The following is a 17,725-nucleotide window of genomic DNA, read 5'->3' on the forward strand; positions in this document are numbered from 1 at the left end:
ATCTCCGCCTCCAGCCAAAGCTGGACGCCTACGAATCACACCCTGCCGCGCCGCATCCAATCACAAGCCGATTCCAGCCTGGGCTACTCGGGTCTAGCGGCAGCGAATGCGCCGGCACCGCGCTGAACCCTGCCCCGCTCAACCGGCGGCGCCGCGGCGCGTTGGGTCCGGATGCAAGGATCCGATCCGCCGCGCGAAGTACCCGAGCCACCGGCCGAACCACCCACCGAGACGCCTCGACCGGACACGCCGCCGCAGCCAGGCCCCGAGTTGCCCGGGCTGCCGCCGGTGACGCCGCAGCCACCGGGCCCGGAGGTGCCGCCGGCGGGGCCAGTGCCCTCCCCGACCGAGATCCCGCCGGTCAGCCCGCCCGGCCCGGACATCCCGCGCCCTATCGCCTGACCGGCGCCGCCATCCGCAGGAGCAGCAGTGCGACGAATGCCGCGAGCGAGAGCCCGGCGGTGAGCGTCAGCGCCGCCTGCACGCTGCCGCGCTCCAGCAGCAGCCCGAAGGCAAAGGGCGAGAGTGCCTGCATGAATCGCGCGGGCGCCGAGAGCAGCCCTTGCCGCGCGCCGTAGCCGACCGGCCCGAACACCGCGAGCGGCAGAGTGCCCTTCACGATGGTCAGCATGCCGTTGCCCATGCCGTGAAGCACGGTGAAGACCGGCGCCGCCACCCCTCCGAAGGCCACCAACGCCGCCGCGCCGAGCGGGTGGCCCAGCGCCGCCAGCCGCCCCGACAGGATCGGATGGAAGCGCCGCAGCAGCCCGAATTCCAGCAGCCGCGCCGCCACCTGCGCAGGCCCGACCAGCGCCGCTGCCGCCACCGCACCCGCCGCGGAGGCGCCCGCGGCCTGCAACAGGTTCGGCAGGTGCGCCGCCATCGCGCCCGTCACCGTCCAGGTTGCCGCGAAGACGAAGGCCAGCAGCGGCATCGCGAAACGCGGCGCCGGCGGGGCATCACCAGCCTCGGTGGCGGCCAGCTTCTCGGGCGGTGGCGCCGGCGGCACCAGCAGCCGGTTCAGCGGCAGCCCGATCGCCAGGTGCAGCCCGGCCCAGACCAGGCAGGCGCCGCGCCAGCCGAAGCCTTCCTCCAGCACCGCCGAAAGCGGCCAGCCCACCGTGCTGGCGAAGCCGGCGATCAACGTGATGCCGGTAATCGGCCCGCGCGCGGCGCGCCCATAGAGCCCGGCCAGCGTGGCGAAGGCGGCGTCGTAGAGCCCCATGGCCATGCCGATGCCGAGCACCACCCACCCGGCCGCCATCACCCAGGGCCCGGGCGCAACCGCCAGCAGCAGCAGCCCACCTGCCAGCACCAGGTTGGAGACCGCCAGCACCGGCCTGCCGCCGAGGCGATCGATCGCCCGCCCAACCGCCGGGCCGAGCAGCGCCGAAAGCACCAGCGCAACGGAGAAGGCGCCGAACACCCAGGAGACCGGCAGGTCCATCTCGCGCGCCATCGGGGCGGCGAGGATCGCGGGCAGGTAGTAGGAGGAGGCCCAGGACAGCGTCTGCGCCGTACCGAGCGCAAGAACGACGCGTCGTGCCCCGGCCGGCGCCGCCTCGCCCGTCATGCCGCGCGGCCGCGCCGCGCCGCCTTGCATCGTCGCGGCCAAGGCCACCAGACTGCCAGCATCGTCCGCCCGTCCCGTCCTCAAAGGCGGGCAGGTTAGGCAAGCTGTGCCAGGCTGTTAACCCGGATGACCCGCAGGATGGGCGAGGTTGCGCGCTTCCCCACGCATCCGAAGGGCAGAGGAGGCGCTGCCATGCTGCCATTCACCGTCGCGGAGTTCTTCGCGGTCTTCGCCGCCTACAACGCGGCGATCTGGCCGGCCCAGGCGGTGGCGCTGCTGCTGGGTGCCGGGACCGTGGCGCTGGCGCTGCGCGGCGGCGGGGCCGCGGCGCGGCTGGTGCCGGCGGCGCTCGCGGCGATGTGGATCTGGACGGGTCTCGGCTACCACCTGCTGCACTTCGCGGCGATCAACCCGGCGGCGCGTCTGTTCGGCGCGGCCTTCCTGCTGCAGGGCGGGCTGCTGCTGCTTGCGGCCGTGCGACGGGGCGGGCTGCCCTTCGGGCCGCCGCGAGGCTGGCGCGGCGTGTTCGGGCTGGCGCTGGTCGCCTATGCGGCACTGGTCTACCCGCTGCTCGGGCGGCTTGCCGGCCATGAGTGGTCCGATCTGCCGGCCTTCGGTGTCACCCCCTGTCCGGTGACGATCTTCACCTTCGGCATTCTGCTGCTGGCTGAGGCGCCGGTGCCGCGGTGGCTGCTCGCGGTGCCGCTGCTCTGGGCGGTGATCGGCGGATCCGCAGCCGTGCTGCTTGCGGTGCCGCAGGACTGGCTGCTGCTTGTGGGCGGTCTTGCCGCGGGTGCCGTCATGCTGAGACAGCGCCGGGGTCATCCCGGCGCTGCCTGAAAGGGCCAGCGCGAAGCCGGCCGGATTCCTTGGCAGGGAATGGGCCGGCGGCATCCCGCCGCCGGCCCAGACCCGCCAGGGTCAGCGATAGAGTCGCAGCCCCTCGCCCCAGCCGCGCTCGCGGCCGTAATCGGCGACGCGCTCGCGATCGTAGCGCGGCAGCGCCTCCAGCTCCTCGCGCGTCATCTCGAGCAGGGCGCGGTCGTTGCCGGCGGCGCCGAGCCGGATCCGCTCGATCGGCACCATGGCACGGCGCTCACCGATGCCAAGGAAGCCGCCCCACTCGATCACCGCGGCGCGCACGCGACCGCTGTTGTCGATCAGCAGGTTCTCCACCTCGCCGGCCTCGCGACCGTTGGCGCCGTAGACATCGGTGCCGATCAGGCTCTGCACCGTGGTCAGGGGCACGCCAGCCGTCGGCGTGGCGACGGCGACCTGCGGCTGGGCACCGCCGGACTGCGCGGGCGGCGGGACGGCGGTGGTGGCGCCGGTCCGCTGCTCGGTCATGCCCGGCCGGACTTCGCGCTCCCGCTGGACCTGTGCCTGGCGCTCGCGCTCGACCTGCACCTGCGGCTGGCCCTCGCGCTGCACGGTCACCTGCGGCTGACCCTCACGCTGGACCTGCACCTGCGGCTCGCCCTGGCGCTGCACCGTCACCTGCGGCTGACCTTCGCGCTCCACCCTCACCTGGGGCTCGGCCTGCTGCACGCGCACCTGCGGCTGCGCCTGCTGCACAGTCACCTCGGGCCGCGCCTGCTGCACAGTCACCTCGGGGCGCGGCTGCTGCACCGTCACCTGCGGCTGCGCCTGCTGCACGGTCACCTCGGGCCGCGGCTGCTGCACCGTCACCTGCGGAGCGGGCTGCTGCACCGTCACCTGCGGAGCGGGCTGCTGCACCGTCACATCCGGGGAAGGCTGCTGCACGGTGACCTGCGGCTGCGCCTGCTGCACCGTCACCTGCGGAGAGGGCTGCTGCACGGCGATCTGTGCGCCCTGGGCGCCGCCTGCTGCGCCAGCGGCAGCGGCCGTACCGCCGACCTCGCGGATCAGGATCACCAGGGCATCCGCAGCCTCACGCAGCGAGCCGGCCACCTGCTCGCGGTTCGGCTGCTGCTGCCGCAGCGCCTGCTGCGCCTCGTTCAGCTCACGCTGCGCCGTGCGGTAGGCTTCCCCACGCTGGGCCTGCTGCGGCACGCCCTGCAGCGCGTTCGTCCCAGCCTCCACGGCGGCGCGCGCCTGACCAAAATTCGGCTGCTGCTGGTTGCGCGAAAGCTGCTCCTGCGCCGTGCGGAGCGACCGCTCGACGGTCTGCATCTGGGTGGCCTGCGCCTGCGGCATCTGGCCCTGCTGGCCGGCCTGGCCTGGCTGCTGCTGCGCCTGCTGGCCCTGCTGCGCCGGACGCTGCTGCGCCTGGCCCTGCTGCGCCAACGCCGCATTGCCGAAGCCGAGTGCCAGCGCGGCAGCGCCGGCGAGCAGAAGGGCCCGGCCGCCCAGGGGGCGCGCGGCGACGTGCGGACGGTAATCGGGGGTTCGTGTCATGCTGTCATTCCTCTCCGGTACTGGCATAGCGGCAGGGCGTGCCGAAGGCTGCCCGCTCTGGTGCTGTGCCGACCCATCGCGATGTGGGATGCCGCGGCGAAGCAGAGGATTCCGTGTCCCTACCTAGGCGAAGCCGAGGGAACCGATGCGCGCATCATGCGTCCCGGAACCGCTGGTGATTGCGCACCGTTGCGATGCGGCACCCTGCGGCGCCGAGCGCCGCCACGATCACGGCCAGGCCGCGCAGGCCTCCCAGCCGATCTCCCGCGCCTCCGCCTCGGCACCGGCGACCCATTCGGCGACCAGGGGATGCGCCAGCACCGCATCGGCATAGGCCTGCGCCTCCGGCGTCAGCGCCACCGAATAGGTGCGGAAGCGGCTGGCCATCGGCGCCCACATCGCGTCCGCGAAGCAGAAGCGCGCCCCGAACAGATAGGGCCCGCCCGCGCCCCAGGCCGTGCGCGTCTGGCGCCAGCTCTCCTGCACGCGCGCGACCTGCGCCTGCACGCCCGGTCGGCCGAGCAGCTTCGCGTTCGAAGGGATGCCGTTGGCGATCGGCCAGCGCTTCACCAGGTTCATCGGCAGCGCCGCGCGCAGTTCCGCGAAATGCGCGTGCATCTCGGCGGCCGACATGCGCGCGACGGTGCGTGCGCGCAACTCCGTGGGCCAGATTCCGCAACCCGGCGCCAGCTCCCACAGATATTCGGCAATCGCCAGCGTGTCGGTGACGATGAAGCCCTCATGCTCCAGCACGGGGATCAGCCCGGTCGGCGAGGCGCTGGCCAGCTTCGCCTTGCTGTCGGGCCGTGACAGCCAGAGAGTCTCCGCCACGAAGGGCAGGCCCGAGAGGCGGCAGGCGAGCCAGCCGCGCATCGTCCAGGTGGAGGACCACTTGGCCCCGATGATGAGACGCATCATGCGCGCGCGACCGCTCCCCGGCGCCGTTTGCGTAACGACAACATGGCCACGCCCCGGCCGGTTCCGCAAGCGCGCATTGACGCGCCTGCCGCCGCGCCGGACCATCCCCCTCGATTCCAGGAGCATTCATCAATGGATCAGTCGGTGGCGCGCGTGCAGCGCGCGGCGGAGGCAGGCGGCGCCGCCGCGGTCGAGTTCCTGCGCGCGCTGATCCGCCTGCAGGCGGAGGGCGAGGCCGCCGTGCAGGGGCGCGTCGCCGAGGCCTGCGCGGCGCTCGGCTGCCAGGTGGAGCGCCGCCGCTACCGTCCCGCCGAGGTGGTGCTGAAGGATGAATTCGCCGCCGAGGCCGCCATGGCGACTGACCAGCGCGAGGCCGTGCTCGCCCGCCTGCCCGGCGCCGGCGGCGGCCGCAGCGTGATCTTCTTCGCCCATCCCGATGGCGAGCCCTTCCAGCCCGAGCATGGCTGGATGCACGACCCTCTGGCGGGCGAGGTGGATGGCGGGCGCATCCATGGCTGGGGCGTGGCCGACGACCTGGCCGGCGTCGCCACCATGGTGGAGGCGATCCAGGTGCTGCGCGATGCCGGGCTAAGACCGAAGGGCGACGTCATCCTCGCCAGTACGCCCTCCAAGCGCCACGCGCGGGGCGTGCATGCGCTGCTGCATGGCGGCGTCGCGGCGGATGCGGCCGTCTATCTGCACCCCGCCGAATCCGGCATCGGCATGCGGGAGGTGAAGGCGCTGGCCGCCGGCCAGCTGATCTTCAAGGTGATCGTCCCCGGCCGCCTGCCCGCCACCAACGAGCCGGGACATGCCGCCTTCGCCCATGTCGCGGTGAACCCGGTGGACAAGGCGATGGTGGTGCTGGCTGCGCTGCGCGCGCTGGATGCAAGGCGCGGCGAACGCGTGCACCACCCGGCGCTGGATGCGGCGATCGGCCGCTCCACCAACCTGCTGGTCGGCGACATCCGCACGCTCGGCGATGGCCGCGCCAGCCGCGTGGCGCCGGCGGTGCAGCTGTTCTGCGCGCTGTCCTTCCCGCCGGGCGAGAAGCTCGCCGCCGTGCAGGCGGAGGTCGAGGCCGCGATGGCCGAGGCCGCCGCCGCAGACCCGTTCCTGCGCGACACGCCGCCCGTGCTGCATTTCCTGTCCGGCGTCACCGGCGCCGAAGTGCCGCTCGACCACCCGCTCTGGACCGCGACCAGCGAGGCGGTGCGGCTGGGCACCGGGCAGGTGCCGGAGATCAACCCGCTGCACACCTCGTCGGACATCCGCAACCCGATGGTGCAGTCCGGCATCCCCTGCGTCGGGCTTGGCCCGCTCTGCGGCGACCTGACGCAGAATGGCGGCCGCGACGAATGGGTGGACGAGGCAGATTACCGCCGCGGCGTGGCGGTGGTGGCGGCACTCATCGCGCTATGGTGTGGGGTCGAGCCGGCCGGGTGACATTTCCGTTTTGCGCGCGGGCCGAAACTGCGAAGCTGCGCGAGGAGAGCGGAGTGCAACCAGATGCAGCCACCGATTCCCTTGAAGGAGCCGGCCTGGCTCCGCGAGTTCAAGGCCTTCATCATGCGTGGCAGCGTGATCGACCTCGCGGTCGGGATCGTGATCGGCGCCGCCTTCACCGCCATCGTCTCCAGCCTGGTCGAGGACCTGATCAACCCGCTGATCGGCCTGCTGGTCGGCGGGATCGACTTCTCCAACCTCTTCATCGTGCTGAGCGGCGAGCGGCTGCCTTCGCTGGAAGCGACGCGCGAGAGCGGCGCGGCAGTGCTGGCGGTGGGGAGGTTCATCAACGCCATCATCAAGTTCCTGATCGTGGCGATGGCGATCTTCTGGCTGCTGCGCGTGCTGTCGCGACTGCGCAGGTCGGAGGAGCCGGCCGAAGCCGCCAAGGAGGCGCCGACCGGCCCGACGCCCACCGAGGCGTTGCTGGCGGACATCCGCGACGAATTGCGGGCGCGTCCGAAGGTCTGAGCCTCAGCCTGGCATCCACTCCGGCCCGTCATAGTGCTCCGGCACGGCCACGGCGCTGGAGAGGATAGCCCCGCGCAGCGCCTCCACGCGCGTGGCCAGTTCCGGATCCACATCGGCGGCCAGCGCGAGGCGTACCGCCTCCGGCGCCTCGAGCCCGATGCGCCGGTCGGTGAAGCGGCCGGTGAGGAACGCCGCAACGGCTGCCTCCACAGTTAAGCCGTTCTCCGCCACCGCGGAGGCGAGGAAGACCGGATCCTCCGCCGTCCAGTCGCGGACATTGCCGATGGCGCGGATACCCGCATGGCGGCAGGCGGCGATGGCGCCCGACCGGCCGCCATCGAGCATGGCAAACTGCACTTCCGCCCCCGCGGCCGCCTGCATCGCCGTCCAGCGCCCGGCGAGTTCCGGATCATGCTGATCGCCGCAGAAGCCGGTGAGCAGCACGGCATCGGGGCGCGCGTGAGACAGCCCGGCGGCGAAGCCGGCGCGACCGCGCAGGCCGGGCGGCACCTTCTCGCCGGAGAGATGCGCGGCGACGCCACCGCGGCTCCACCAGCCCGCCAGCGCGCCGGCGAGGAAGGCGGATTGCTCCTGCAGCACCTCGAAGCAGGCGATGTTCGGCCCGGCGATGCGGCCCTGGGTCACGGCGAAGGCGGTGCGCGGAAACGCCGGCGCGACAAGCCGCACTCCGGCCTCGCCCTGGCCGCCATGCGCAATGACGAGATCGGCGCGCGCGGCGGCTGCGGCGAGGGTCTGCGCACGCTGCGCCGGTTCCGGCTCCCACAGCGTTTCCGGCGCCAGGCCATGGCGCGCGGCGGCGCGTGCCAGCCCCGCGACGCCAGCGGCGTTGAAGCTGCCCGCGCCGGGGCGGCCGAAGAAGACCGCGACGATGCGGGCGGCGCTCATTGCGCGGTGATGCCGAGCGCGCGCACGGCACCGCCGACCGTCTTCACCTGGTCGGCGACGAAGGCGGTGAACTCCGCCTGGCTCATCGGCCGCAGAGCGATGCCGAGTTCCTCCCAGCGCCGCTGCACCGGCGGCAGCGCGAGCGCGGCCGTCACCTCCGCATGCAGCTTCGCCGCGATCGGCGCCGGCAGGCCGGGCGGCGCGGAGAAGCCGAGCCAATTCTCCGCCAGCAGCCCGGCGAAGCCGGCCTCCCCGGTGGTCGGCACCTCCGGCGCCATCGCCTGGCGCATCGGCGAGGTGACCGCGATGGCGCGCAGCCGGCCGGAGCGGATGTTCTCGACATTCTGCGGCAGCGTGTCGAAGCCGATCGGGATGGCGCCGCCCAGCAGGTCCGCCAGCATCGGCGAGCTGCCGCGATAGGGAACGTGGGTCAGCCGCACGCCGGTGCGCGCCATCAGCGCCTCGCCGAAGATGTGGTGCACCGAGCCGGCGCCGGAGCTGCCATAGCCGGGCGGCGCCGGCTGCGCCTTGGCCCAGGCGACCAGCCCGGCGAGGTCCGTCACGTTCGCCGGCACCTGGCGCGGATTGACCATGATCACCAGCGGCGTCGCGCCGAGATAGGCGATATGCGTGAAGCCTGCCGCCGGATCATAGGCGACATTCGGATAGAGCGGCGGCGAGGTGACGATCGGCGCGGTGTTGCTCAGCAGCAGCGTGTAGCCATCCGCCGGCTGCGTCGCGACATGCGCGGCGCCGAGCGTGCCGCCCGCGCCGGGGCGGTTGTCCACGATCACCCGCTGCGGGAGCTTCTGCGAGAGCACATCCGCCAGCACCCGCGCGACGAGGTCGGAGGAGCCGCCCGGCGGGAAGGTGACGACGATGCGGATGCTGCGGCTGGGCCAGCCGGTCTGCGCCAGGGCGGGCCTGCCCAGCGTGAAGGCGGTGGCTGCCGCGATGATGGGCAGTTGGCGGCGATACATACGGTGTCTCCCTGTCTTCGCCGCAACCTGCGCAAGTCTCATGCCGGCGTCATGCGCCCCTGGCGGCAGCCGGTCCGGCGCGGCAGGATGGGGCTGATGACCACTGCCCCCGACGTGCTGATGCCGGCCGCGCCGCATCTGCTCTCCACCATCCTGCCCTCGGCCAACACGGTGGTGGAGCGCACCACCATCGCGATGCTGCGCGGGCTGCCGGTGGCGCCGCTGTTCACGCGAATCGCGAAGCGCGGCGCAACCGATCCCTCGCCGGATCGCCACGACGTGCCGGCGCTGCTGGACGCCGCGGAACTGCTCGCCGATGCGCGGCCGGATGTCATCGTGCTGAGCGCCGGCAAGGGCGCGGTGATCGGGCTGGACCATGATCGCGCGCTGGTCGCCGGGATCACCGCGCGCACCGGCATCGCCGCCGACACGCCGGGCCTGGCGCTGCTGCGGGCCCTGCGGCTGCTCGGCCTCACGCGGATCGCGCTGATCGGCCCGCATGGGCGCGACTACAACGAGCGCGCCGCGCGCGGCCTTGCCGCCGAAGGCATCGAGACGGTGGCGCAGGCGAGCCTCGGCATCGCCGACAACCTCGGCTTCGCCGCGGTCGGCGACGAGGCCGTCGTGGCGATGGCGCGCCAGGTTGCGCGCGCCGCCGGCGTGCAGGCCATCATCGCCTGGAACACCAACTGTGCCGCTGCGCCTTTGGCAGCATCGCTGGAAGCGGAGCTCGGCCTGCCCTTCCTCGATGCCACGGCGCTCGGCATCTGGGGCGGGCTTGGCGTCGCGGGCATCGCGGCAAGGCCGGGCGCGGCATGGGGCCGGCTGTTCACGCTGGAGAATCGCGGATGAAGGCGGGCGGCATCTCGGTGCATGCGGTGGACGTGGCGCGCGGCCGCGTGGCGGAGGGCATGGCGGTGCGCATCGACCGCATCGAGCCGGATGGCGCGCGCGTGACCATCGCCGAAGGCCGCATCGGCCCGACCGGCGCACTGGAACATCCGGTGGCGCAGGGCGAAGGCGTGGAGCCGGGCGAGCATGAGGTGCTGATGCATCTCGGCGCCTTCCACCGCGCAACCGGCAGCGAGGCGCCGCCCTTCCTCGATGTCGTGCCCTTCCGCTTCCGCGTCTTCGACCTCGCGCAGCACTACCACCTGCCGATCAAGTTCACGCCCTTCGGCTATTCGCTCTACCGGGGAGCCTGAGCGATGGTCCCCGGAGGGATGCCGCCCGCCAGCCGCGAGCTGACCGGCCATGGTCCGACGCCACCGCGGATCACCTGGCCGGAGGATGCGCGCCTCGCGCTGTCCTTCGTGGTCAATGTGGAGGAAGGCGCGGAGCTGTCGCTCACCAGCGACGATGCGCGCAACGAAAGCGTCTACGAGGCGCGCGAGGAAGTCGAAGGCCACCCCGATCCCTGCATGGAAAGCCACTTCGCCTATGGCAGCCGCGCCGGGATCTGGCGGATCCTCGACCTGTTCGACGCCTTCGGCGTGAAGGCCACCTTCTCCGCCTGCGGCCGCGCCATTGCCGCGACGCCGGCGCTTGCCGCGGCACCCGCCGCGCGGGGGCACGAGATCTCGGCGCATGGCTGGCGCTGGGAACGCCATGCCGGGATGGCGGAGGCGACCGAACGGGCGGTGATCGCCGCCACCGTCGAGGCCATCGCCGACGCCGCGGGCGAGCGGCCGGTCGGCTGGCACACCCGCAGCGCGAGCAGCGTGAACACGCGGCGCCTGCTGCTGGAAGAAGGCGGCTTCCTCTACGATTCCGACTGCTACGACGACGACATGCCGCGCAGCATCGCGCGCCCCGATGGTGGCCGGCATGTCATCCTGCCCTACGCCTTCGACACCAACGACATGCGCTTCGGCCCCGGCGGCGGATTCGTGCAGCCCGAGGACTTTTCCCGTTACTGCATCTCGGCCATGGACTGGCTGATGCGCGAAGGCCGCAGCGCGCCGCGGATGCTCTCCATCGGCCTGCATCTGCGCATCATCGGCCGCCCGGCGCGCATGCACGGCCTCGAGCAGATCCTCGAACACGTCGCACGTACGCCCGGACTTTGGGTGGCGCGCCGCCGCGACATCGCGCAGCACTGGCTGGCGCAGGAGGCCCGCTGAATGCGCATCCTCGTCGTCAACAGCAACACCACCGACGGCGTCACCGACCGCATCGCCGCCGCCGCCCGCGCCGCCGCCTCCCCGGGCACGGAAGTCGAGGCCGTCACCGCGCCCTTCGGCCTGCCGCTGATCGTCACCCGCGCCGACTGGCTGGTGGCCGGCCCTGCCACGCTTGCGGCGCTGGCCGCCCGTCGCGGCGGCTACGACGCCGCGGTGATCGCCTGCTTCGGCGATCCCGGCCTGGATGCGGCGAAGGAACTGCTGGAGGTGCCGGTGCTCGGCATCAGCGAGGCCGCCTTCCACGCCGCTTCCATGCTCGGTCGCCGCTTCGGCGTGGTGAGCTTCACCGCCGCGCTGCGCCCGATGTTCGAGGAATGCCTGGCGCATCACGGCCTCGCTTCTCGCTGCGCCGGCTTCCGCATGGGTCCGCCCTTCTCTGGCGATCCCGGACGCGTGGCGGAGGAGCGCGCCGATCTCATCGCCGATCTCTGTCGCCAATCCGTGGAGCAGGATGGCGCGGAAGCGATCATCCTCGCCGGCGGCCCGCTCGCCGGCCTGGCGCCGGTGATCGCCCCGCGCGTGCCCGTGCCGCTGGTGGATGGCACCGCCGCCGCGGTGCGGCTGGCGGAGGCGATGGTCGGCCTTGCGCCACCCGGCGCGCCGCGTGCAGCTCGTCCCCGCGCACTGACCGGCTTCGCGCCGGAACTGGGGAAGCTCTACGCCGGCTGACGGCACGGCGCTTGCTTGGCTCGACCGGACCTCCGGGGAACCTCAACCATGCAACGCCGCCGCCTTCTGCTCGCCGCCGCCGCGACCCTTGCCGCGCCGCGCTTCGCCGCCGCGCAGGGCGCCTGGCCGAACCGGCCGGTGCGCGTCATCAACCCGTATGCGCCGGGCGGCACCAGCGACCTGATCATCCGCCCGCTGACGGAGCGGCTGGAGCGAGCCTTCGGCCGCCCCTTCGTCATCGACAACCGGCCCGGGGCCGGCGGGTCGCTCGCCACCGGCGAGGCCGCGAGGGCGGTGCCGGATGGGCACACGCTGCTGATCTCCAACACCGGCCCGCTGGCCGTCGCGCCCTCGCTCTTCCCCAACCTCGCCTATGATCCCTCCCGCGCCTTCACCTGGGTCAGCATGTTCGGCGGCGCGCCCCTGGTCTGCGCGGTGAAGGGCGACAGCCCGCTGCGGAGCATCGCCGACTACAAGGCGCGCGCCGCACAGCGGGCGGAGGAGGTCTCCTTCGGCTCCTCCGGCGTCGGCTCCGCCGGCCACCTGGCGGGCGTGCTGTGGTCCATGCAGGCGGACGTCAAGCTGCTGCACGTGCCGTTCCGCGGCGCGGCCGATGCGCAGCGCGCGGTGCTGGCCGGCGACACCGTCTCGCTCTGGGACACCTCCGGCGCCAATGCGGCCGCGATCCGCGGCGGCAGCCTCAAGGGCCTCGCGGTCTCCTCGGCGGAGCGCGTCGCCGCGCTGCCGGAGGTGCCGACGCTGAAGGAACAGGGCTTCCCCGAGGCGGTCGCCACCAACTGGTTCGTGCTCGCCGCGCCGGCCGGGCTCGATCCGGCAATCGCCGCGCGGCTGAGTGCCGAGATCCAGGCAGCGCTTGCCGAGCCCGCCACCAGGACGCGGCTCGAGGGCATCGGGGTGGTCTCGCTCGGCAACCTCTCGCCGGTGCAGATCGGCGCCTTCGTCGCGCAGGAGGCGACGCGCTGGGGCGGTGTGGTGCGCAGCGCCGGCGTGCGGCCGGCCTGATCCAGGCCGCCGCTCAGCCCGGCCGCAGCCCGCACCACTCCGCGATGAAGCGCGCGATGGTGCGGGTGCAGCGGCGAAGGTCCTCGATCGAGGTGCGCTCGTCAAAGGCGTGCGCGCCCTCGCCGAGCGGGCCGTAGCACAGCGCCGGCATGCCGTAGTCGATGCCGTAGTAGCGCGTGTCGTTCACCGCGGTGGAGCGCCGCTCCTGCATCGGCGCGCCGTGCACGGCCAGATGCGCGTCGGCCAGCACGCGCTCGGCCTCCGAGCCGGGCTCCAGCACGAATCCATCGGTCTGGAAGCCGGTCCAGACCACCTCCGGCGGGTTGTTGGCGAGGAACAGGTCGGCCTTCGCCGCCTCGGCGACCACGCGCTCCACCGCGCGCATCGCCTCATGCGGATCGGTGCCGGGCAGATGGCCGATGCGGCAATCCACCTCGCACCAGGCGGGCGTGGAGGAAGCCCAGTCGCCGCCGCGGATGATGCCGGGATTGAACTTCAGCGGGTCGGGGATCTCGCCATACCAGGCATCCTGCCTGGCCGCCTCGTTGAGCCGCGCGACATGCGCGTGCAGCGCCTGGATCAGGTGGAAGGCGGACATGATCGCATTGCTGCCCGCCTGCGCCACCGCCACATGCACCGGCACGCCGCGCACGCGCAGGCGGAACCAGATCGTGCCGGTATGCGCGCGCGTGATGGTGTGCCCGGTCGGCTCCGGGATCAGACAGGCATCGGCGCGGTAGCCGCGGATCAGCGTCGAGAGCGCGCCATTGCCGGTGCTCTCCTCCTCCGTGACGGTCTGGATGTAGACGTCGGCGGCCGGCGCGAAGCCCGCCGCGCGGATCGCGTCCATGGCGAAGACCATGCAGGCGACGCCCGCCTTCATGTCATGCGCGCCGCGGCCGTACATCCAGCCGTCGCGGATCACCGCCGCATAGGGCGGATGCGTCCACATCTCGGCCGGACCCTCGGGCACCACGTCGATATGGCCTTGCAGGATCAGGCTGCGGCCGGTCGGGCTCGCAGCGCGGTGGGTGGCGACCACCTGCACGCTGGCCGCCGGATCGGCCTCCACCATCGGCGCCGCCTTGGGATGCGAGGCGAGCGGCACGTCGGCGAGCGTGTAGCGGTCCACCGCATAGCCGCGCGCGGCCATCTGGCGCGCGAACCAGTCCTGCAGCGGCGCCTCCCGCCCGCGCAGCGAGGGAAAGCGGACCAGCTCGGCGAGGAAGCCGACCTGCCGCTCGAAGGCGGCGTCGATGGCGGCGTCGATCGCTGCGGCGATCGCGGAGGGGCTGCGGGCATGTGCGTCGGTCATGGCGGCCATGAGGGCGCGCGGCGCGCCAGGGGTCAAGCCGCGCTTTGCAGCCAGCGGCAGCGGCGGCATGCTCCGCGCCATGCTCGCGCTCCCCGCCTGATGCGCCGACGTCTCGCGTCGATCTTCGCGCTGGCGGCGCCGACGGCGCTGGTCTCCTTCCTGCAGGTCGCGGCGCAACTCTTCGAGACATGGCTGGCGGCCCGGCAGGGCACGGCGGCGCTCGCCGGCTGGGCGGTGGTGCTGCCCTTCGCGCTGCTGATGCAGATGACCTCGGCCGGCGCGATGGGCGGCGGCGTGGTGGCCGCCATCGCGCGCGCGCTCGGCGGCGGCCGGCGGGAGGATGCGGCGGCGCTGGTGATGCATGCAGGGCTGATCGCGCTCGCCGCCGCCGCGCTCTTCGCCCTGCCGCTGGCGCTGTTCCCGCGCACCGTACTCGGCTGGGTCGGCGGGCGCGAGGCCGCAGAGGCCGCCGCGGCCTACTCGATATGGCTGTTCGGTGCCGGCGCGTTGCCGGCCTGGCTGAGCAATACGCTCGCCTCCGTGCTGCGCGGCGGCGGCCGGCACGGGCTGGCGGCACGCGTGCTGCTGCTCGGCTGGGCACTCTATCCGCCGCTGGCCTGGCTGCTGGCGGAGCCCGCCGGCATGGGGCTCGCCGGGCTTGGCGCGGCCTTCGCGGGGGTGTTCTGGCTGACGGCGGCGGTGATGGGGCTGGCGGTGCTGCGCGGCGGCGCGGGCTTCGCGCCGAGCCTGCGCCTGCGGCCCTCCCGCGCGATGTTCGGGCGCATCCTGTCTGTGGGGCTGGTGGCCTGCCTGCTGGCGCTGATCGCCAACCTCACCACCATCTTCGTCACCGCGCAGCTGGCGGCACAGGGGCCGACGGTGGTGGCGGGCTACGGCATCTCCGCCCGGCTGGAGTTCCTGATGATCCCGCTGGTCTTCGGCATCGGCTCGGCGCTGACCGCGCTAGTCGGCCGCGCGGTCGGCATGGGCGACTGGGCGGAGGCGCGGCGGCTTGCCTGGACCGGCGGTGGCCTGGCCTTCGTGATCGCCGGCTCCTGCGGGCTGCTGGTGACGCTGTTCCCTCGGAGCTTCGCCGCGGCCTTCACCGGCGACGCGGCGGTGGTGGAGGTCGCGGCGCGCGCGCTGGCCGTGATCGGCCCGGCCTATGGCGCCTTCGGCCTCGGAATGGCGCTGTATTTCGGCTGCCAGGGTGCGGGGCGGATGGGCTGGCCGGTGGTCGCGGCCTGCTCGCGCTTCGCCATCGCGGTGTTCGGCGGCGCACTGATGGCCGGGCCGCTGGGGCTGGAGGGCCAGTTCCTCGCTGTCGCACTGGGCATCACCGCCTATGGCCTGGTGACCGCCGCCTCGGTCCGTCCCGGCGTCTGGCGCTGAGCGCGCCGCGGCGGCATGCTGCGCGGCACGAACCGAGGAGGGAACGCCGTGCCCGATGCAGGCACGCTGGAGGCGCTGCGCGACACCGCGCGCCGCTTCGCAGAAAGCGAGGTGGCGCCGCGCGCCGCCGAGCTGGACGAGACCGAGGCATTCCCGCGCGACATCTACCTCGCCCTGGGCCGGCTCGGCCTGCTCGGCATCACCGTGCCGGAAGCCATGGGCGGCGCCGAGGCGGGTGTCACCGCCTATGCGCTGGTCATGGAGGAACTGTCGCGCGGCTATGCCAGCGTCGCCGACCAGGTGGGACTGGTGGAGTTGCTGGCGACGCTGCTCAGCGAGCACGGCACGCCGGCGCAGCGCGACGCGTTCCTGGCCCCCCTGCTGCGCTACGAGAAGAACTGCGCCTATGCGCTGACCGAGGCGGAGGCCGGCTCCGATCTCGCGGCGCTGAAGACCACAGCGCTGCGCGACGGCGATGGCTGGCGCCTGAACGGCGAGAAGATGTGGATCCACATGGCGCCACGTGCCGATTTCGCGGCGGTGCTGGCACGCACCGACCCCACCGCCGGGCATCGCGGCATGTCCATCTTCCTGGTGGACCTGCACGCGAAGGGCGTCGAGCGACTGCGGGCGGAGCACAAGATGGGCCAGCGCGCCTCCCCGGTCGGTGGCCTGCGCTTCGAGGATGCGCGGCTGCCGGCGGAGGCGCTGCTCGGGCCCGAGGGGCGCGGCTTCCACATGATGATGTCGGTCCTGGACAAGGGCCGCATCGGCATCGCCGCGCTCGCGCTCGGCATCCTGCAGCGAGCGCTGGAGGAAAGCGTCGCCCATGCGAAGCAGCGCGTGCAGTTCGGCAGGCCGATCGCCGAGCAGCAGGCGATCCGGTTCATGATCGCCGACATGGCCAGGGATGCGCATGCCGCGCGGCTGATGGTGCGCGACGCGGCGGAGCGGATGGATGCCGGCCGGCGCGCGACGCTGGAGGCCAGCATGGCGAAGTGCTTCGCCTCGGACGCCGCGGTGGCGCGCACGGCAGACGCGGTGCAGATCCATGGCGGCACCGGCTACATCCGCGGCGTGACGGTGGAGCGGCTCTACCGCGACGCCAAGATCACGCAGATCTACGAAGGCACCAACCAGATCCAGCGGGTGATCATGGCGAGGGAAATCCTGGGATGAGGCCGGTTGCACTGGTGACGGGAGCCCGTCGCGGCATCGGGCGCGCGACCTGCGCGGCGCTGGCCGCCAAGGGCTATGATCTGCTCGGCTGCGACATCGCCGAGGAGGGCGCGGACGAAACCGCCGCGGCCGTCGCCGACCTTGGCGGCAGGTTCGGCTTCCGGCTCTGCGACGTGTCGGACCTGGAGGCCGTCGCCGCGCTTGCCGACTGGGCCTGGAGCGAATGGGGCGGCGTGGAGGCGCTGGTGAACAATGCCGGCGTCGGCGCCATGCTGCGCGGCGACCTGCTGGACGTCACGCCACAATCCTGGGACCGCTGCATGGACATCAACGCACGCGGCGCCTTCTTCGTCTCCCAGGCCATCGCCCGACGGATGGTGGCGGAGGGCGCGCCCCGGCGCGGCCATCGCGCGCTGGTCTTCGTCTCCTCCGCCAACGCCTTCATGGCCGCGCCCGACCGTGCGGAATACACCGCGAGCAAGACGGCGGTTTCCATGGTGGCGCGCTGCTTCGCCTTGCGCCTGGCCGAGGATGGCATCCCGGTGCACGACATCCGCCCCGGCGTGATCCGCACCGATATGACGGCACCGGTCGCCGCGCGCTACGCACAGCGCATCGCCGAGGGCCTCTCGCCGATCCGCCGCTGGGGCGAGGCGGCGGATGTCGGCGATGCCATCGCCGCGCTGGTCAGCGGGGCGATTCCCTTCTCCACCGGCGACGCCTTCCATGTGGATGGCGGGCTGCACATCCAGCGGCTGTGATGAAGATCGACAAGGCGCTGCTGCGCTACGAGCAGATCGAACCCGGCCTGGCCTTCGAGACCGGCGGCATCACCGTGACCGAGGGACATATCCTCGGCTTTGCCGGCCTGACCGGCGATTTCTACGACATCCACATGGATGACGAATACGCCCGCGCGCTCGGCTATCCCGGCCGCGTCGCGCATGGGCTGCTCGGGCTCGCGCTGTGCGACGGCCTGAAGAACCGCGCGCCGGTGCGCTTCGCCGCCATCGTCTCGCTGAACTGGCGCTGGTCCTTCACCGGCCCGATCCTGGTCGGCGACCGCATCGCCGCGCGCATCACCGTGCTGTCGAAGCGACTGACGAAGAACCCGTCGCGCGGCATCGTCACGCTCGGCTTCGAACTGGTGAACCAGAAGGGCGAGGTGGTGCAGAAGGGCGAGAACGACCTGATGGTGCACGGCGCGCGGATCGACGACGCTTCCTGAACA

The 17,725-nt window shown here is 72.8% G+C and carries 18 protein-coding genes; 12 read left to right on the forward strand and 6 right to left on the reverse strand.

The features are described from left to right. Positions 1-391: 391 nt before the first annotated feature. Positions 392-1,615 carry an MFS transporter gene (locus tag ACESM1_RS10395; protein WP_372619819.1) on the reverse strand — a complete coding sequence of 408 codons (1,224 nt, stop codon included), beginning with the start codon at positions 1,613-1,615 and terminating at the stop codon, positions 392-394. Between the two features lie 150 nt (positions 1,616-1,765). Between ACESM1_RS10395 and ACESM1_RS10400 the strand changes: the two genes are divergently transcribed. Further along, positions 1,766-2,413, forward strand: a complete 648-nt coding sequence (locus tag ACESM1_RS10400) for a DUF6064 family protein (protein WP_372619821.1) — start codon at positions 1,766-1,768, stop codon at positions 2,411-2,413. An 81-nt stretch (positions 2,414-2,494) separates the two neighbouring features. On the opposite strand, the gene ACESM1_RS10405 is transcribed toward ACESM1_RS10400, so the two are convergent. Continuing rightward, entirely contained in the window at positions 2,495-3,952 is a 1,458-nt protein-coding gene (locus ACESM1_RS10405) for a PRC-barrel domain-containing protein (protein WP_372619822.1), read from the reverse strand. Positions 3,953-4,180: 228 nt separating this feature from the next. Continuing rightward, entirely contained in the window at positions 4,181-4,870 is a 690-nt protein-coding gene (locus tag ACESM1_RS10410; protein ID WP_372619824.1) for a glutathione S-transferase, read from the reverse strand. Positions 4,871-5,002: 132 nt separating this feature from the next. Here ACESM1_RS10410 and ACESM1_RS10415 point away from each other — a divergent pair, with 132 nt between their 5' ends. Beyond that, the gene (locus ACESM1_RS10415) at positions 5,003-6,316 is read left to right on the forward strand and encodes a M20 family metallopeptidase (protein WP_372619826.1); all 1,314 of its coding nucleotides are present in this window, start codon (positions 5,003-5,005) and stop codon (positions 6,314-6,316) included. Between the two features lie 63 nt (positions 6,317-6,379). Then, on the forward strand, positions 6,380-6,847 hold the full coding sequence (gene mscL, locus ACESM1_RS10420; RefSeq protein ID WP_372619827.1) for a large conductance mechanosensitive channel protein MscL: 468 nt from the start codon (positions 6,380-6,382) through the stop codon (positions 6,845-6,847). Between the two features lie 3 nt (positions 6,848-6,850). Here mscL and ACESM1_RS10425 read toward each other — a convergent pair whose 3' ends face one another. Together ACESM1_RS10425 and ACESM1_RS10430 are read right to left on the reverse strand one after the other, a co-directional pair. Continuing rightward, positions 6,851-7,753 carry a BMP family ABC transporter substrate-binding protein gene (locus tag ACESM1_RS10425; protein WP_372619829.1) on the reverse strand — a complete coding sequence of 301 codons (903 nt, stop codon included), beginning with the start codon at positions 7,751-7,753 and terminating at the stop codon, positions 6,851-6,853. Next, on the reverse strand, positions 7,750-8,733 hold the full coding sequence (locus ACESM1_RS10430) for a Bug family tripartite tricarboxylate transporter substrate binding protein (protein WP_372619831.1): 984 nt from the start codon (positions 8,731-8,733) through the stop codon (positions 7,750-7,752). Before ACESM1_RS10430 ends, ACESM1_RS10425 begins: the two co-directional genes overlap by 4 nt. 96 nt (positions 8,734-8,829) lie before the next feature. Between ACESM1_RS10430 and ACESM1_RS10435 the strand changes: the two genes are divergently transcribed. Genes ACESM1_RS10435 through ACESM1_RS10455 form a run of 5 tightly spaced genes read left to right on the forward strand, consistent with a single transcriptional unit; the run spans position 8,830 to position 12,608 of the window. Beyond that, positions 8,830-9,585, forward strand: a complete 756-nt coding sequence (locus tag ACESM1_RS10435; RefSeq protein ID WP_372619833.1) for a hypothetical protein — start codon at positions 8,830-8,832, stop codon at positions 9,583-9,585. Then, positions 9,582-9,938: a hydroxyisourate hydrolase gene (locus ACESM1_RS10440; protein ID WP_372619835.1), complete on the forward strand. Its 357-nt coding sequence runs from the start codon at positions 9,582-9,584 to the stop codon at positions 9,936-9,938. Before ACESM1_RS10435 ends, ACESM1_RS10440 begins: the two co-directional genes overlap by 4 nt. A 3-nt stretch (positions 9,939-9,941) precedes the next feature. Then, positions 9,942-10,856: a polysaccharide deacetylase family protein gene (locus tag ACESM1_RS10445; RefSeq protein WP_372619836.1), complete on the forward strand. Its 915-nt coding sequence runs from the start codon at positions 9,942-9,944 to the stop codon at positions 10,854-10,856. Further along, positions 10,857-11,585, forward strand: coding sequence for an aspartate/glutamate racemase family protein (locus ACESM1_RS10450; protein WP_372619838.1), 729 nt, complete (start codon positions 10,857-10,859; stop codon positions 11,583-11,585). Between the two features lie 48 nt (positions 11,586-11,633). After that, the gene (locus tag ACESM1_RS10455) at positions 11,634-12,608 is read left to right on the forward strand and encodes a Bug family tripartite tricarboxylate transporter substrate binding protein (RefSeq protein ID WP_372619839.1); all 975 of its coding nucleotides are present in this window, start codon (positions 11,634-11,636) and stop codon (positions 12,606-12,608) included. A 13-nt stretch (positions 12,609-12,621) separates the two neighbouring features. Here the strand turns inward: ACESM1_RS10455 and ACESM1_RS10460 are convergent, their stop codons facing one another. After that, a complete protein-coding gene (locus tag ACESM1_RS10460; RefSeq protein ID WP_372619840.1) occupies positions 12,622-13,923 on the reverse strand; it encodes an ArgE/DapE family deacylase in 1,302 nt (433 codons plus the stop codon). Positions 13,924-14,022: 99 nt separating this feature from the next. Here ACESM1_RS10460 and ACESM1_RS10465 point away from each other — a divergent pair, with 99 nt between their 5' ends. Genes ACESM1_RS10465 through ACESM1_RS10480 form a run of 4 tightly spaced genes read left to right on the forward strand, consistent with a single transcriptional unit; the run spans position 14,023 to position 17,722 of the window. Beyond that, positions 14,023-15,315, forward strand: a complete 1,293-nt coding sequence (locus ACESM1_RS10465) for an MATE family efflux transporter (protein ID WP_372619841.1) — start codon at positions 14,023-14,025, stop codon at positions 15,313-15,315. A 48-nt stretch (positions 15,316-15,363) separates the two neighbouring features. Further along, a complete protein-coding gene (locus ACESM1_RS10470) occupies positions 15,364-16,494 on the forward strand; it encodes an acyl-CoA dehydrogenase family protein (RefSeq protein ID WP_372619843.1) in 1,131 nt (376 codons plus the stop codon). Continuing rightward, on the forward strand, positions 16,491-17,255 hold the full coding sequence (locus ACESM1_RS10475; protein ID WP_372619845.1) for a 3-ketoacyl-ACP reductase: 765 nt from the start codon (positions 16,491-16,493) through the stop codon (positions 17,253-17,255). The genes ACESM1_RS10470 and ACESM1_RS10475 overlap by 4 nt, the downstream gene beginning before the upstream one ends. Then, the gene (locus tag ACESM1_RS10480; protein WP_372619846.1) at positions 17,255-17,722 is read left to right on the forward strand and encodes a MaoC family dehydratase; all 468 of its coding nucleotides are present in this window, start codon (positions 17,255-17,257) and stop codon (positions 17,720-17,722) included. Before ACESM1_RS10475 ends, ACESM1_RS10480 begins: the two co-directional genes overlap by 1 nt. Positions 17,723-17,725: the final 3 nt, after the last annotated feature.

Origin of the sequence: Falsiroseomonas sp. (assembly GCF_041690465.1) — a bacterium.
Classification (GTDB): domain Bacteria; phylum Pseudomonadota; class Alphaproteobacteria; order Acetobacterales; family Acetobacteraceae; genus Falsiroseomonas.